Genomic DNA, 16,597 nt, shown 5'->3' on the forward strand with positions numbered 1-16,597 from the left:
CGAATCGCCTGTTTCCCGCTTTCTTTTCCGGGCAGCTCGTATGCTGGTACGGGAAATAAAAAAGTAGTTTTTCGTTCTGAATATTAGGAACCTTTTTCCGGAAACGATAGCGCCACTTACCCGGAAGAAAAAGCTCAGCCGCTTCTTTTTCTTTCAGCACTATGAAATGCAACGACCAGATACACGAGTTTTACTTATATTCCCTTTAATTGATTTTACTTGAAGTGTTAAACTGTAAGAAACCATCGCCATAATGAGATGGGTGATTCTTACCTTTTCCAGGAATGAATGTATCGATCAATGATTTTTTTAAAATGGCTGGTACTTTTGTCTTCTCTAGTAGTGGAATAAGGGCGACGATTAGTTTAACGGTCACGTTTTAGTGAGTATAGCAGGGGAAATTAGTCATTAATTTGCAAATATTCACGTGGGCTAATATGATAGTAAACAATAAGAATATGAGTGAGTTGGGAATATTTTACTATCCCAAATATTAGAAGACAAGCCTTTAATTATTAATTTTTGCAATTTATTTAAATTAATTTCATTACAATATTACTCTTAACTTATCTTGACGTATATCAAAAAGGCTTTCACCCGCTCTTTCTAAAGAGAAGTGAAAGCCTTTTGTTTTTGTTCGATTACTCTACCGAGTAAACCTTTCGGCTGGGAAGCTCCAAGCAATGCAGACGGCCGCCATATACGGCACCACCGTCAATGCCGATGATTTTATTTTCTCCGTAAAACACATCATGTTTACCGTGCAAATAATTGGTTGGCGTGTGACCAAAAACTACGGTCTTCTCACCCTGGTAGCCTTTATGGAACTCATCACGTATCCACATCAGGAGATACGGGTCAGTCTCTGCAACTGGAGTCTCGGGATGGACACCCCCGTGAACAAAAATATAATCATCGGTTTCATAATAGCTGTCTAAGCCAGCCAAAAATTCCAGATGCTCATTGACTGAAGCAGTAATTTCCAAGGTTTCTGGTGCACCAGATTCCGTATCTGCTGCGGTATGACCATAGCTCGCCAACGTCTTTTGTGCGCCGTTTCGGAACCATCGTTCAATAAAGACTGGGTCTTGCTCGAATGATTTAACCATCATATGATCATGGTTGCCCATTAACACAATTGCCCCTTGTGCATGGAGTTGTTTTACCTTTTCGACGACCCCCTTCGACTCTGGTCCACGGTCTATATAATCACCTAGCAGGATCAATTGATCGTTTTGTGGATCGTACTGAACTTGCTCTATCAACGATTCCAGTTTCTCCAATTCCCCATGAATATCGCTGATTGCCAACAATCTTTTCATCCTGCACCCTTCTTTCGCTGTCATGTCTTTCTATTGTACGCCCCATTTGACCTGATTGCCAGCATGTCTGCCCCTCGAAAGCTTGCAAACGTGAAAAAAGCCAAGGCCCAAAAATCAGATTAGGCCAAGGCTATTCCATTTCTTTATGCTTATTTATTCGGCATCTCATTCCAGAATGTAATCTCTTCTACGTCCAGACGAGTAGTCGGATGACCAGGCTCTGCCGCTTTACCAACTGCAATCAGCATGACCGTTTCATATTGATCCGGGATTTGGAAAGCTTCCTTGAATTTCTCGCTGTTATAGCCTCCCATTGGCACCGTGTCATACCCTCTTGCCTTGGCAACGAGCATCAATTGCATCGAGACGAGACCTCCGTCTACCAAAGCAATTTCCTTGATGATTGCTCGATCCCGATTTTCATAACGCTTGTTGATGTTGTCGATGAGTGTAGCTTTTACTTCCTCTGTCATGTAGCCTGCTTCTACCGCTTTTTTGTAAATGCTCCCGGCTTGCTTGTAGCCCTCATAATCGGCTAGAACTGCAATGATTGCCGCAGCCTCTACCACCTGCTTTTGGTTAAATGCGATGGGGAGCAGCTTCTCTTTCAATGGCTGTTCATCGATAATCAAAAACCGCCATGGCTGGAGGTTAGAGCTGGAAGGTGCCAAGGTTGCTTCCTTCAGCATTTCTTTTAGTTCATCCCGCGAGATTTTTGCTGTTGGATCGTAATGACGTACGGAACGACGCTCCCGAATGACGTCCTTAAAAGCCTTTTGATCGATGACTTTTTCCATGATTCCATCCTCCAGTGATATGGTTGCCATTTAGTAAGTTACTAACTTTATCGCGCAATAACTCGTGTTCAAACTGTACCACATATTCCAATTCACTGGCAATCTTTTTGTATGCAAAAAACGCTTTGGCGGATCACTCACATCCTGTCATGGATGCAAGCGCGTCACCAAAGCGTTTATTCGTTTATTTGTTAAACCGGAGAAAAGGCGGATAGAACGGCTGGCTGTCTCACGGTGTCTCCATTCGGGAGCTCGACAACGAGAAAGCCACTCGCTTCGTCCCCAGCTGTTTCCCATCTCAATGAAAAAGCTTTGCGGCTAAATGCTTCCTCTTCGTCCAAACAACCAAGCATCGACTTCAATGTGTCTGACGTAATCGGCACAGGCACAGCTGCTCCTTGCTCTTGTGGAAGAGAGAGCAGTTTTGGCGCGTCTTCGAAATATTGCACAGTATCGAGGAGCAGAGAAACCTGCTGCCAGCTTAGCGGTGAAACAAAGGCTTCAAACGCCATCTATTCATCATTCCTTTTATTTACGATGATCTCCATCGAACAAATTAGCCTGGACATTCGACGTTTTCTGTTGTCCTGCTGTGCCAGATCCGTCTCCTGGGCCTTTTGCCGTCGCTTCGTCCTTCGGTTCATCCGTCGGCAAAATGGTTTCAAAAGCAACTGCTTTTACCCCACCCTCGATCAGTTGTCGGCCAATGCCACCTTGCTCGTTGATGATCACTTGCTCTGTCTCAACAAGGGTCCATTCGTTCTGCGACGTCCAGGCATAAACCGTTTCCTCGAGGAACATCGCAACAAGCTCATGCGGGTTATTTTTTCGTTTACGAATCAACTGTACCCCTTTGCCTGCGCGAGCCTGAAGTGGGATTGCACCAATGGCTGTGCGTTTTACAACCCCTTCAGCCGTCAACAAGCTAAAGGCACGAGAATCGACTTCCTCAATCGGAAGCATCGTGATGACATCGTCGCCAGGAGCAAGTGCGATTGCTTTTACCCCGCTCGACGCTCTACCCGTTGCGCTGACTTCACTTCGCTGGAATCGGATGCCCATTCCATCTTTTGTCGCACCGAGTATCGCTCCAGCTTCGTCCGCCACGAATACATTCATAAACTCGTCATCGCCGCCTTTTAGCTTTGCAGCTACCAACGCACTCGAACGATTGGTTTCGTATTCGGACAACGCCGTCTTTTTCATCAAACCATTTTTACTTACATGGTATACATACAGCGGTTGTTTGAAGTTTTCTACGATCGTAAAGCCAACGATCCGCTGATTCTTCTCCAACGGGATGATATTGACGAGAGCCGAACCGATATCCTTCCACTTATCGTCCGGGAAGGCGTTAACCAGTGTGGCGAAGTATTTACCATCCTGGGTAAAGAAGAGAGCAGTGTGAGACGTATTCGTCTCCATGAAATAACGGACACGGTCGCCTTCTTTTACCCCACATGTCTCCAGCGTTCCCCCCACTGATTTGAAGGAGCGCGGGCTTGTCCGCTTGATATATCCTTCATTCGTCAGGGTTACGATACAATCCTCTGCATTGATTTGCATGGCAATATCGATTTTGATTTCCTCGATCTCGCCCTGGATTTCTGTTAGACGCTCTTCTGCGTATTTTTTCTTGATCTCGTTCAGCTCGCCTGTAATGACTTGAATTAGCTTTTTCTCGCTTGCCAAAATCGATTTTAGTTCCTCGATTTCTTTTGCTAATGTAGCCAATTCTTTTTCCAGCTTGACGATATCCAAACGTGTCAAAGAAGCTAGCTGAATGCTCAAAATCGCATCTGCTTGGTTGTCGGTGAAGCCGTATTTCTCCATGATGTTTTTCTTGGCATCTGCACGGTCTTCCGAATCCATAATCGTATCGACGATCTGACGCAAAATGGACTTGGCGCGAATCAAGCCTTCCACGATATGCTCGCGGCTTTGCTTTCGATCCAGATCATATTGGCAGCGATTCGTGACGACTTCTTTTTGGTGGTCGATGTACGCCCCCAACAAAGCCTTGAGTCCCATCTGGCGGATGGTCCCCTCATGAATCACGTTCATGTTGTAATTGTAATAGATTTGCAGATCGGTATTTTTGTACAGGTAGTTGAGAATCGCCTGCTCATCCGCTTCCTTACGAATATCCACTACGATGCGGACTTTTTTCTGCTCGGCCTCTTTGCGACCCGTTTCATCGCGAACCGCCAGTGCCCCCTCGATTTTGCGCTCCATTACAAGCTCATCGATTTGGCCAACGAGCTTTGACTTGACCACTTCGTAAGGGATTTCGGAAACGACGATTTTTTTGATCTTGCCGCCTTTTGGCTCCTCTACATGGGTCTTCCCGCGAATGATGAATTGTCCACGGCCTGTCTCAAACGCCTTGCGAATTCCGGACAGCCCTTGAACAATGCCGCCTGTCGGAAAATCTGGACCTTTGACATGCTGCATCAGCTCATCCAGCGAGATATTCGGGTTCTTCATCTGGGCCACAGCCGCATCGATGACTTCACCCAAATTGTGAGTAGGGATGTCCGTTGCAAAACCAACCGCGATCCCGGCAGCGCCATTCACGAGAAGATTGGGAAACCGTGAAGGCAATACTGCCGGTTGTTGAGCGGAGTTGTCGTAGTTCGGGATGAATGTAACCGTATCCTTTTCAATATCACGCAGTAGCTCATTGGCCAATGCTGACAGTCTGGATTCGGTATAACGCATAGCGGCTGGCGGGTCTGCATCCAAGCTACCAAAGTTTCCGTGGCCTTGAATGAGCACCTGGCGCATTTTCCACCATTGCGCCATCCGCACCATCGTTTCGTAAATCGCCGAGTCACCGTGCGGGTGATAGGTACCCATCACGTACCCGACTGTTTTCGCTGATTTCCGGTATGGTTTATCGTTCGTGTTGCCTTCTTGGTACATGGCATACAAAATACGGCGCTGTACCGGTTTTAGTCCATCGCGAGCATCTGGGATTGCGCGTGAGAGAATAACCAGATTGGCATAGTCCCCAAAGCGCTTTCCCATAATCTCCGCGAAGCTCTGATTAATAATTTGATTGGACAGCATGCTTATTCATCCTCCCCCACTTCAAAGGTGACGTGGTTCTCAATCCACTCACGCCGTGGTGGGACTTTATCACCCATCAAAACGGTTACCAGCTTCTCACAGTGAGCGAGGTCTTCCAGTTCAACCTTAATGAGCTTGCGCGTCTCAGGGTCCATGGTTGTTTCCCAGAGCTGATCGGCGTTCATCTCACCCAATCCTTTGTAGCGCTGCACTTCAGCACCGCGTCCAACCTTTTTCAACGCCTGTTCCAGCTCGTAATCACTCCAACAGTAGATCGCCTCAGTCTGCTTGCCCTTGCTTTGCTTTTTCACCTGATACAAAGGCGGTTGCGCAATATACAAGTGACCAGCTGCAATCATCGGGCGCATGTAGCGGAAGAAGAAGGTCAAGAGCAGCGTTTGAATGTGCGAGCCGTCAACGTCCGCGTCAGACATGATGATGACTTTATCAAATGCACAGTTTTCGATGGAAAACTCTTCGCCAATATCGGTTTCAAGCACCTCGAGGATCGTACGGAACTCTTCATTCGCCAATACCTCGGATAGCTTTGCTTTTTCCGTGTTCAATGGCTTCCCACGCAGGCTGAACAAAGCTTGGAACTCTGAATTACGCGCCTGCTTTGCAGAGCCACCTGCGGAATCCCCCTCGACGAGGAAGAGCTCATTGCGTTTGGAGTCTCTGTATTGCGGCGGAGTGAACTTTTCCGAAATCGATTTGCGCTTTTTCGCGGTTTTGCCTTTCTTGTCGCCGCGCAGGGCTTCGCGTTGTTTGCGTAGCTCTTCGCGAATTTCAGCAGAACGCACTGCCTTGTCAATCAGCAGCTTGCCTATTTCCGGATTTTCCTCGAGGAAGAAGCCTAGCTTTTCGGAAACAATCTGTTCTACGATTGCCCGTGCTTCTTCGTTCCCCAGCTTGTCTTTTGTTTGGGACTCAAACTGGACGTCAGCCATTTGCAATGACAATACACCGAGGAAACCTTCCCGCAAATCGTTTCCAGTCAAGTTCGGGTCCTTTTCTTTCAAGTACCCTTTTTTCCGGGCAAATTCGTTAAAAATCCGGGTCGTACCGTTACGGAAGCCCGTGACATGTGTTCCGCCATCCGTTGTTACAATCGAGTTGACATAGGACACCAATGTCTCTGCATAGCCGTCATTGTACTGAAAAGCCAGCTCGACATAGATATTGTCCTTTTCTCCTTCGAAGTAAACGATCGGATGGAGTGAATTTTTTCCTTCGTTCAAGTAAGAAACGTATGATTTCAAGCCATCTTCGAAGTAAAACTCTTCCCGTTTCTTTTCAGGTCCACGTTCGTCAATCAAAACCATGCGCAGCTTTTTCAGAAGGAATGCTGTCTCACGAAAACGATCACGAATCGTCTCATAGTCAAAGCGAGCATTGCCAAACACCGCATCATCCGGCAAAAAACGTACCGTTGTTCCTGTGCGTTTGGTGTTCCCCGTGATTTCAAGACCGGTAACCGGTTTACCGACATGCTCCGTTCCATTTGCATCCACAACATATTCAAAGCGCTGCTTATGAATTTTGCCTTCGCGGTGGATTTCGACCTCAAGCCATTTGGACAAAGCCACAACGACACTGGAGCCTACCCCGTGCAAGCCACCACTTTTTTTATATCCGCCACCGCCGAATTTCCCACCGGCATGGAGCGTCGTAAAAATAACTTCTGGTACAGGTCGGCCAGTCTTGTGCATACCCGTTGGAATTCCGCGTCCATGGTCCTCTACGCTGACACTGCCATCCTTGTACAAAGTGACGATGATGCTATCATTAACGCCTGCAAGCGCCTCGTCTTTGGCGTTATCTACAATTTCCCACAGCAGATGATGCAGGCCACGCGAGCCCGTGGAGCCTATGTACATTCCAGGCCGCTTTCGAACAGCAATCAAGCCTTCTAAGACCTGAATATCTTCTTCCGTATACGTTAATGTTTGCTGTGTTTCTGTTTCCTTCAATCGCGCTCTCCCCTCTACTCTTCGGACACGTAGAAAAAACGATCATGCCTTTTTTACTGATGGCTAGCGTCGTATTCACCTTTTTTGAGAAACGCCGAGATGATTCAATCCCCTTGAGAGGAACGTTTTCCTAATAAAAGCGAACACTTAATCGCTATTGTACCGTATGGTTCCCATAGTATTCAACGCTAGTAGCAAAATGGGGCAAAAAAGCCACCTCGCCCCTAGCGAGATGGCCGATTCTTCTCAGTATTCCTCGTTTCTCATTCGTTCTGTACATGACAAGCATATTCCATTAATTAGTGTAGCACTAATGGTGAAGATTGGTCAAAATGAAAAACCAAAACATTTGTTTCCCTTTCTCTATTTCTTCCCCCACTGCGTAAATCCTGCTACGATCAAGGAAAATATGTCAATGGGTTTCTTTCTTAGCGTTCACGCTGTGCCTCAGGTATTTCCATTCATTCGCTCATAAGCTTTGGACATCCTAGTAAGGCATCGATTCCTGAGGCGAAAAAGGGGGGAATACTTTTGATCAGTGCTACCAAGCCGTTTGTCAAATTCCATAAGTATGATGCTGAGCTAGCTTCTGACGTTCATGCACTAAATTCTGCCGGATACAACAGTGATGATATCTGGGTTTTGAAATGGAATCCTGATAAAAATCACTCCAATCAACGAAACAATTTTTATAAATACAGTACCCATTTTGAAAGTGCCGTCGGTCACATTGACAGCATGGCGCATTTCTTTGACAATGGCGGTAAAGAACTCCGTACCCGTCTCGAAAAGCTAGGTCTTACAAAAGACGAATGCTCGGCATTGGTTCGGGAACTGCAAGATACCGACTATACATGCCTTCTCGTTGTACGAGACCTTAAGGATAACATTATTAAAATGAATGACTGATCGACCGCAAGAAAAAGCCACTGCTTGGTTTCTAACGCCAGCAGTGGCTTGTTTCATTCCTATCGGGATTACTTGTCTTCTTTAATCAGTTCGATGCCTTCCAGCACTTCGTTCAGCTTCGCGTAAACAGTGCTCTCCTCGTCCTCTTCCAATGGTACCATTTCGCCGCCGTCCACTTGGAATACGAAGATATCTACTTCTTCATCTTCTTCGCTTTCTTCATCTTCCACAGCTTCAGCCAAGGCAATATATTCTTTACCGTTCAGGTCGAACATAGCCAATACTTCGAAATCCCCCAACGGTTCACCATTTTCATCGTCCAATGTAATGATATCGCCCAACTCGAGGTCTTTGTTCTCTTCTGTCAATGTGTTCACGTCCTTATGCTGATATTCGTACTCTGTTCCATCATACCGTTTTTTTCCGGGAGAAGCAAACAGGCGAATAACTCTGCGCCTTCCCTGTCCATGAAAAAACAACCCACCACTTGAGGCAGGTTGTTAGCTGATTACTCACTATACTCTTCAAGAACACCTTTTTCAAGCAAAAATGCTTCTTCTGCCTGAAGAATCGTCACGATCGCTTCGCGTTTGACATACATGCCAGCAGATGCCAATCGGCTCTCAATCGCACGAAGCAGTTCTTCAAAATCAATGATCTGCACTTGTTGATCGCTCACAAAAAAACCTCCCTTTTCCCACGCACCTTTTTCATTGTACACGAACAGGTCGTTTCTTCCAACTCCACCATTTTCGGCGAATTGGTTTTAACAAATAAGCGCTCCAGATGACGAGCACAAAAGAAAGAATCACGTACACACATGAGAAAAACAACCACGGTGCAAAAGTGATGTCATCGGAATGATCGAACGACTCGCCTAAAATATCGAACAACACGATGATAGGGTTCATCCCTGCCAACATCTGAAGCTCATACATGCTCCAAACATTCGAATTGACGTACCGTTCCGGATGCGCCTGTTGCAAGGACTCACCGATAAAAAAGAACAGCAAGCCAGTACCTACCACAAAAAAGAAGGCAATACCGTATGTGGTGACCGTCGAGATCGACGTTCGTTTAATCCAAGTAGAACAGAACAACCCCAGCGACCCGAGAAAAAACATATTCACCGCAAGAAAAAGGACAAGCTGAGCCATTTGTTCCGGGGAGACGCTTCCGTACAGCATCACGATACTGTACAAAGGCATCGAGGCAACCAACAGTAGCGTAGAGAACGCCAAAGACGTAATGAGCTTGCTTAAAATAATCGTGCGCGTCGACAATTGGGTCGTCAGCAAAATATGCAAGGTCTGGCGTTCTCTCTCCCCACTGATCGCTCCAGCAGTCAGGGCAGGTGCCACAAAGCAAACCATCGCGTAGTGTATCCCCGCAGATATCAGAAACAGATCCCGGTTATCCCCTAACGATTCGGCCTTTAAGGGATCCATGAGCAAAAAGCCCATCGGTATTCCCCCCATGACAAATAAGTAAATCGCTAAAATGAGCATGGTCTTTCTCGAGCGGAATCTTTCCCGCATTTCTTTTACCAAAAGAGGATTGAACAAGAAGTCGCTCACTCCATACCGACTCCTTCCGTAATCGCTAAGAAGACGTCTTCTAAATCTTTCTTGGAATCACCATAGTAGACGACTGCGACCTGCTCATCCAGCAGTTCTTGAAGCAATTCAGCTTTTTGTTGCTCCGTCCCTTGAAAGTAGAAGCGAAAGCCTCCCATATAATCCGTCAATTGATGCACATACGGAGAGCACGCTAACAGAAGTCCCGCTTTGTCCAAATTCCGCAGGGCTCTTAGTTGCATACGGCTTTGGCCTGTGTCCCGATTACTGACCTCGTGCACGGAGCCATACGCAATTAATCTGCCTTTTTCAATGACACCAATATCATCACACAGCTCGGCTAGCTCCGGCAAAACATGGGAGCTGATAATAATCGTCTTACCCATTTCGCGTAGTTGCTTCATAATTTCGCGCAATTCGATACGAGCACGCGGATCCAGTCCTGACGCCGGTTCATCCAAAATCAGCACGGCCGGATCATGTACGAGACAACGCGCTAACCCTAGACGCTGTTGCATGCCTCGAGATAATGAGTCGACGAAAGCGTCTGCTTTGTGAGACAAATTCACTAGTTCTAAAAGATCACTTACGAGTGCCCGTCTTTTGGAGGCAGGAATTTTGTACGCTCCGGCATAAAACTCCAAATACTCCACCGCTGTCAAATTGTCATATACACCAAAAAAATCGGGCATGTATCCCACTGACTGGCGCACACTGGCAGGGTCTTTTCTTACATTGTAGCCACAGACAAATGCTTCCCCTTCGCTCTGTTCCAGAAGGGTAGACAAGATGAGCATCGTGGTAGATTTTCCAGCGCCATTTGGACCAATAAAGCCAAACACCTTTCCTGGTTCGATGGAAAGGTTCAAATCCGTCAACGCTTGCAAATTGCCGTATCTCTTTCCTAAATGAACGGTTTCGATTACCATTTCCGCACCCCCTCTACCTGGAAAATTGGCTCTGGTAGAGCTAATCGTGACGTTCCATTATGGGAAAAACGAAGCAATAACGATTGATTTGGCGTTAACACTTGTTGGAGTTCTTTGTCGAGGACAAGTCTCGTCCCACGCTCAACAGGTATCCACCTACCACTCTTTTGGTGGAAGTATTCTATCCGGAAAGGCTTAAATGAACTGTGATTCAGTGGTACCGTAATTCGCTTCATATTGATCGCGGCTTTGTCTGCACGCAGCTCAAACGTAATGCTGCCCTTTCCAATCTGCCAAATGTATCCGGTACTATCGAAGTCCCCTGTCGTTTCATACACCTCTGCATCAAGCAAGCCATACGGAAAAGTCACGATGCCTTGTTCATTCGGCTGGAATTGAATTGGCTGCTGAATAACATTCCAGTAATGTGCTTGGTGAGGCACCTGCATTGTCATCAGAGGAAGAGGCTCTGTCGTTGTACCGATGATACTTACCTGATTTCCCTCTTCGTACTCAACGACTCTTTCCCTCATTTCTTTGATTCGCTCTTCCAACGTTTGCAATTCGTTTGATGCTTGTGGTTTTCTTGGCATAAACAGGGGCTCAAGCACACTGTCAATCTGTTTTTCTTCTCCCTTTTTCAAAGGCCCAAGAGGAATTCGCTGAAAACCAATTTCAATATAAGTTTGATCGTAGGCAAACTCCGTATTGTTTTTCACGTGCCCTTGCACACGATTCTCATTGATTCGCAAGGAAGCATCAAAAGCCCCCATGTCGTGCTTTACCCCGATACCAATTGCCTGTTTCGGTGTCAAATAGGGTAGATTACGGAAAGAGAGAAGCTCCTCGCCATTCATTAGTCCCTCTGGTCGATAATCATTTCGTCCTACTGTCAAGGGCAGAGCAACGATCGAAGGTTCAAGCTGAACATCATAGTCGTTCTGATCCACCCCTAAAAACGTTGCGGCTGAGCGAACATGAGCCAAAGACTCATCTAATATATCGATCTTGGTTACGGCGTAGCTAGTACTCGTTTTCACTACAGCAGGCTTTCCAATCGCGAATATAGCGACGGTCAAGAAAATTCCTCCCAACGGGATGACTCCCCACGCCCATTCAGGTTTTCTCATTCTTCTTAGAATGAAGTATGTCAATGGTGCGAGTACAATTACGTATCCGCCCCATAACGCTACCATCCAGGTTGGCGGAGGAGTTTGCACTTCAGGAATCTTCTTGCTCAAGTCTAGAAAAGGCCGGGTCATTTGATCCATAAAAAGCTTCTCTTCAAAAATCTTCTTGGCGCCATGCTGGGTCATTGCATTCTGCCACAGTTGTGGATTGAATTGCCACGATGCCAACGGCTCTGCTGTCACATCATAGTTGACAAATAGTAGCAACCCTCTGCCGTATGGTTTTGACACAAATAAGGGCAAGTCACGGTTGTATACACCAATACTGCCTTTTGGCGCAACTTTTGCAATGTCATACTCACTTAGTGCTTGCTGCAGATCGATATTACCAGCTTTTCCGGCTTCCACAGGGAGAATATCAGCAAACCGCTGGATCATCCCATCTTGATTGGGACCTGCGGAAACAACTACGATCCCTCCCAGCTGGATCCACTCCTTGATCGCAGCCATCTGCTGATCATTTATTGTGGAGCCACTATTGCCTGCCAGCGCTAACATGTCTATGTTTTCGTAAATCCATGATTGGTCAGGTAACATTTGTTCCGTAAGATTTTGTACGGACAAGGGACGATTCATTTTGGATTGAGACTGATTGACGGCAAGGAAATGAAACGCATTGCCCTCCTCGCTAATCACGCCAATTGTGCGTCCGTCTGTTGGATATGAGATACGCAGCTTTTCACTTTTGACAACTTGACCGTTTTGCGTAACCTGAACGTACCAATCATCGAGCAATATTTGGGTAGGCATATCAAAGTATACGGTTGTACTCTTTCCTTGCTCGAGCTTTATCGGACGCCGAAGTTTCAATTCATTATTTTTTTTGACTTGTCGCTGCGATAACTCTACAGATCCTGTGAAATCCTTTTCCTGGCTGGTTACCTTTACGTTTAGTCTCATCCATGATTCATATTTGACGATACCACTTAAGGGTATTTCGAATTGTATGTCTACGTTGCTCTCTGCCATAGCTGGGCGTATCGAAAAGCTAAGCCATGTGATGACAAAGATTAACACCCATTTCCATCTCATGCTTGTTCCTCCGCTCATTTTCGTGACGCCAAAGAGATAACCAGTTGTTGCAGTTGATCATGGCGTGAGATAAGCAGTAAGTGCTTACCATTATTTGCCCAGTTTCCTTTGATCAGCTCTTCCGATGACTGGTTTCGCAATGGTAGCTCGCGTGTCACAAAAGGCTCTACACCCACGTTTACTTCCATCAGTGTTCCATCGGGGTGAGTATAGGTCAATCTCGTATCGGAGCTCCACGATGCCCACTGTCCCACTGCAAGCGAGGTAACTTTGCCTGTTCGCATTTCCATCAGCTGTACTTCACCGGCTTTATTGAAGGCAAGCAAGCTTCCATCTGGTGACCATTCAGGCTGAGTGCCTTCTACAAGCTTCCACTCTTGGAACGAAACTGTGCTGCTCACCCAAATTTCATCGACGCCATTTTTCGAGCGAGTAAAGGCAAGCGAATCATCGTGTTCAGACCAGCTTGGTGAAGAATACACGACCCCTTCTTCTTCCTTCAGCAATCGGCTGCTTCCTATGCTGTAGCTTGTCGGCATCTCCACAATCCATATTCGCGATAATTTTTTATCTTGCTCGACGACAGCGATTTTCTTCCCGGAATTAGACCACGCAACCCCCGTGTATTTGCCTTCGGTTGGCGGCAATTTGATCGTGACTGGCTTTAGTTCCGCGTCGATTGGAATGGTTTTCAGCTCTGTATTGTTATGGATATAAGCGAGCTGAGTGGCTTTGCTATCAATATCAACAAGCTCCACGGCCGCTTGTGCTGGCAGCGTAAGTACTTCATGCTCTCGAACGGCAAGAGAGGAATTGTTCCACCACACAAATCCACCTATGGCAAGGATGAGAGCAGCAGCAGCGATTCCGCTCCAAACCAACTTCCCAAGCTTTTTAGGAGCGGCATTTGGGGCCTTTGTCTGTTTGGCTTCGAGATCTCTCATTTTCTGGAGCAATTGTTTTTTCAGGTCTGATTTCAGCTGATAATTGACTGGAACCGATCCACGCATCTGCTTCAAATGGGCTAGGAGCTGGGTTACGGTCTGATCATCCGATTGATTATCCTGGGGGTGCTTCTCCTCTTCTCTCATTCGGAGTCCCCCCTCTCATACATCTTCTGAAGTTTTTGTAATCCGCGATAAGAAATCATTTTGATACTCGATTCTGTTTTGCCGAGCACCTCAGCTACCTGACTGATTTTGAGGTCAGCAAAGTACCGGAGCATCAACACGTCTCGTTGATCCTGAGACAACAAATCCAGACGATCACGAAGCAGACGAATCTCTTCATTCGTCAGCGCCTGTCGTTCCGGCTGCCATGTGTCGTCCGGCTCTGCTCCTAGAAAATCCTCCTGATCAACCGGAAACTCCCTGTTTTTCCGCATAAAATCCACATATGTATTGTGAGCAATACGAAAAATCCACGATGCGAATGGACTTGTTCTGCTATATTGCTCGAATTTTTCTAGCGCTTTTAAAAAGACCACGGTGGTCAAATCATCGGCATCCCACGTACTTTGAACCCGGCATCGTAAATACCGGTTGACGCGATCAAAATATTCGTCATATAGTTCCGTAAATGGACGAGATTCATAATAATCTCCGGATGATGGCCCCGATGGTTGCTTCATAGCCATTCCCATTTGCGTTTTCCTCGGTTTCTTCCAGACTGAAGCATGTTCTCAGAATGGACTTTCTCCACTGCATTCTGAGACTACTCTAACTAAGTAATACGTATTTCTTAGGAAGAAAGTTTCATAATGTGGCAAAGTTTTTTGAATTATTTCCCTAATGCGGCATCTAATGCTATCTGAATGTCTTGAACAGCCTCAATTCCGACCGATAACCGTACCAGTCCCACCGTGATTCCCGTTTCCTTGCGCTGCTCTTCAGAAAAAGCACGGTGAGACGTCGTAACTGGATGAGATACACTCGTCTCCACACCTGCCAGAGACGGAGCCAGCTTGATCCAGTCAAGTGCCCGGTAAAAATCGTAAATCTTCGTCTCGTCTGCCAGAGCAAAGGATATCATTGCCCCCTGTTTTTGCCTTGAAAAAAAGAAGGTCTCCGTAGGACTTGGGTAATACACCCGTGCAACTGCAGGATGATCACGAAGAAACGCAGCAATCTGACTGGCATTATCGCATTGACGCTCCATTCTCACTGCCAGTGTTTTCAAACCCCGCGATGTCAACCAAGCCTCAAAAGGACTGAGGGACGCACCGTAGTTGACTACGATCTCGGTAGCACGCTTGACTATCGCCTGTGATCCAACCAAAACACCTGACGTCACATCGCTATGTCCACCTATGTATTTGGTTCCACTGTGCACGACAAGATCTGCTCCGAATGAAACGGGTTGTACCAAATACGGGGTCGCAAACGTATTATCCACCATGACGGTTAAGCCAAGTCTTTTTGCTTCCTTAATCCAGTATGGCAAATCTACAACCGTCAACAGCGGATTGGTGATGCTCTCCACGAAAAACAGCCGCGTCGTCGGGCGAACATGATCAGCAAGCTTTGTCGTTTGCCCAAGCTGAATGCATCCAAGCTCGATTCCAAACCGCGACAGCTCCTTATGCAGTAGAGCATAGGTACCCCCATAAATTTCATGGGATGCCAGAACGTGATCGCCAGGGGAAAGAACGGCAAGTAAACCCGCCATGATCGCTCCCATACCGGAGGCAGCACTGACACCTGCCTCGGCGCCTTCTAAAGCTGCGATTGCATGAGCTAGCTCAGCCTGGTTGGGATTTCCATTTCGGGTGTACAAGTATTCACCTTCGCCGACGTAGTATTGTTCTACTTCTTCTAAGCCTTCGAAGGCAAAAACAGAGGTTTGATAAATCGGTGTCGTTTTGCTCTTTACTCCCTGCAAAGGGTCATGTCCGATATGTACCGTTTTGGTCTCAAATCGCTCTGCCACATTGATCACCCTTTTCTCCCAATCATACCACGTGAGATTGGAAAGGAAACTAGCGGATTGGCAAATGCTCGACGATTTGTGTTATAATTCGAAACCGAACCACCCAACGATATGATACAAAGGAAGGTGCATAAGATGAGAAAAATGATGACAACTCTGTTCACATGTCTGACGGCAATCGCCTTGGTTACGGGTTGTTCTACAGGAAGCAATCAAGCCGCTCCTAATCAACCGACTACGCCAGCAGAGAAACCAGCATCCAAAGAGCCAGCTAACCCACCGGGTCCAACCGGAGAGAAGAAATACGAGAAGGCTCCGGCTATGCAGATTGACAAAGCAAAAGATTATCAAGCAAAAATATCTACTTCCATGGGAGACATTACGATCGATCTGTTTGAAAAAGATGCCCCCATTGCTGTCAACAACTTTGTCTTCCTCGCAAAGGACAAGTTCTATGACGGCATTAAGTTCCACCGCGTCATCAAAGACTTCATGATTCAAACAGGCGATCCATTGGGATCTGGCATGGGTGGTCCAGGTTACACGTTTGAAGACGAATTGAAAAATGGTCATAAATATGAACCAGGTGTGGTTGCCATGGCGAATTCCGGTAAAAACACGAATGGTAGCCAATTCTTCATTGGTTCTGGACCTGACGTGACAGGATTGGACAACTCTCCGAACTACACGATTTTCGGAAAAGTCACGGGTGGCATGGATGTTGTTCAAAAAATTGCCGGAACAAAAGTAAAGAAAAACCCACAAACGGGTGAGCCAAGTGTTCCAGAGCAAACGATTACTATTAAATCCATTGCAATTACAGAAAAATAAGAGCAGCCTAAAGCTGCACACGAAAGCCACTTTCTCA

Annotated in this window: 15 protein-coding genes; 2 read left to right on the forward strand and 13 right to left on the reverse strand. The window is 46.5% G+C overall.

The window, feature by feature from the left end:
• Positions 1 to 641: 641 nt before the first annotated feature.
• From HP570_RS01450 to HP570_RS01470, 5 genes are all read right to left on the reverse strand, one after another.
• Positions 642 to 1,322 carry a metallophosphoesterase family protein gene (locus tag HP570_RS01450; RefSeq protein WP_064199171.1) on the reverse strand — a complete coding sequence of 227 codons (681 nt, stop codon included), beginning with the start codon at positions 1,320 to 1,322 and terminating at the stop codon, positions 642 to 644.
• A gap of 149 nt (positions 1,323 to 1,471) precedes the next feature.
• Complete coding sequence (locus HP570_RS01455; RefSeq protein ID WP_015891551.1) at positions 1,472 to 2,119, reverse strand: nitroreductase family protein; 648 nt, start codon at positions 2,117 to 2,119, stop codon at positions 1,472 to 1,474.
• Positions 2,120 to 2,310: 191 nt separating this feature from the next.
• The gene (locus HP570_RS01460; RefSeq protein ID WP_016743487.1) at positions 2,311 to 2,631 is read right to left on the reverse strand and encodes a hypothetical protein; all 321 of its coding nucleotides are present in this window, start codon (positions 2,629 to 2,631) and stop codon (positions 2,311 to 2,313) included.
• Positions 2,632 to 2,647: 16 nt separating this feature from the next.
• Positions 2,648 to 5,191, reverse strand: a complete 2,544-nt coding sequence (gene parC / locus HP570_RS01465) for a DNA topoisomerase IV subunit A (RefSeq protein WP_173624699.1) — start codon at positions 5,189 to 5,191, stop codon at positions 2,648 to 2,650.
• Between the two features lie 2 nt (positions 5,192 to 5,193).
• Positions 5,194 to 7,164: a DNA gyrase/topoisomerase IV subunit B gene (locus HP570_RS01470; protein WP_015891554.1), complete on the reverse strand. Its 1,971-nt coding sequence runs from the start codon at positions 7,162 to 7,164 to the stop codon at positions 5,194 to 5,196.
• Positions 7,165 to 7,695: 531 nt separating this feature from the next.
• On the opposite strand from HP570_RS01470, the gene HP570_RS01475 reads away from it, so the two are divergent.
• Positions 7,696 to 8,073, forward strand: a complete 378-nt coding sequence (locus HP570_RS01475; RefSeq protein ID WP_016743484.1) for a YflT domain-containing protein — start codon at positions 7,696 to 7,698, stop codon at positions 8,071 to 8,073.
• A gap of 68 nt (positions 8,074 to 8,141) precedes the next feature.
• Here the strand turns inward: HP570_RS01475 and HP570_RS01480 are convergent, their stop codons facing one another.
• The 8 genes from HP570_RS01480 to HP570_RS01515 form a co-directional block, all read right to left on the reverse strand.
• On the reverse strand, positions 8,142 to 8,552 hold the full coding sequence (locus HP570_RS01480; RefSeq protein ID WP_254494973.1) for a DUF1292 domain-containing protein: 411 nt from the start codon (positions 8,550 to 8,552) through the stop codon (positions 8,142 to 8,144).
• 29 nt (positions 8,553 to 8,581) lie between these two features.
• Positions 8,582 to 8,794: a hypothetical protein gene (locus tag HP570_RS01485; RefSeq protein ID WP_016743483.1), complete on the reverse strand. Its 213-nt coding sequence runs from the start codon at positions 8,792 to 8,794 to the stop codon at positions 8,582 to 8,584.
• Positions 8,784 to 9,650 (reverse strand): ABC transporter permease, encoded by an 867-nt coding sequence (locus HP570_RS01490; protein ID WP_173605221.1) that lies wholly within the window; start codon positions 9,648 to 9,650, stop codon positions 8,784 to 8,786. Before HP570_RS01490 ends, HP570_RS01485 begins: the two co-directional genes overlap by 11 nt.
• Positions 9,647 to 10,579 carry an ABC transporter ATP-binding protein gene (locus HP570_RS01495; protein WP_173624700.1) on the reverse strand — a complete coding sequence of 311 codons (933 nt, stop codon included), beginning with the start codon at positions 10,577 to 10,579 and terminating at the stop codon, positions 9,647 to 9,649. The genes HP570_RS01490 and HP570_RS01495 overlap by 4 nt, the downstream gene beginning before the upstream one ends.
• Positions 10,573 to 12,801, reverse strand: a complete 2,229-nt coding sequence (locus HP570_RS01500; protein WP_173624701.1) for a hypothetical protein — start codon at positions 12,799 to 12,801, stop codon at positions 10,573 to 10,575. The genes HP570_RS01495 and HP570_RS01500 overlap by 7 nt, the downstream gene beginning before the upstream one ends.
• A 14-nt stretch (positions 12,802 to 12,815) precedes the next feature.
• Positions 12,816 to 13,892: a TolB family protein gene (locus tag HP570_RS01505; protein ID WP_173624702.1), complete on the reverse strand. Its 1,077-nt coding sequence runs from the start codon at positions 13,890 to 13,892 to the stop codon at positions 12,816 to 12,818.
• Entirely contained in the window at positions 13,889 to 14,443 is a 555-nt protein-coding gene (locus HP570_RS01510) for an RNA polymerase sigma factor (protein ID WP_015891561.1), read from the reverse strand. The genes HP570_RS01505 and HP570_RS01510 overlap by 4 nt, the downstream gene beginning before the upstream one ends.
• A gap of 137 nt (positions 14,444 to 14,580) precedes the next feature.
• Positions 14,581 to 15,738 carry a trans-sulfuration enzyme family protein gene (locus HP570_RS01515; RefSeq protein ID WP_173624703.1) on the reverse strand — a complete coding sequence of 386 codons (1,158 nt, stop codon included), beginning with the start codon at positions 15,736 to 15,738 and terminating at the stop codon, positions 14,581 to 14,583.
• A 126-nt stretch (positions 15,739 to 15,864) separates the two neighbouring features.
• Here HP570_RS01515 and HP570_RS01520 point away from each other — a divergent pair, with 126 nt between their 5' ends.
• Entirely contained in the window at positions 15,865 to 16,560 is a 696-nt protein-coding gene (locus HP570_RS01520; RefSeq protein WP_015891563.1) for a peptidylprolyl isomerase, read from the forward strand.
• Positions 16,561 to 16,597: the final 37 nt, after the last annotated feature.

Origin of the sequence: Brevibacillus sp. RS1.1 (genome assembly GCF_013284365.1) — a bacterium.
Taxonomy (GTDB): Bacteria; Bacillota; Bacilli; order Brevibacillales; family Brevibacillaceae; genus Brevibacillus; species Brevibacillus brevis_D.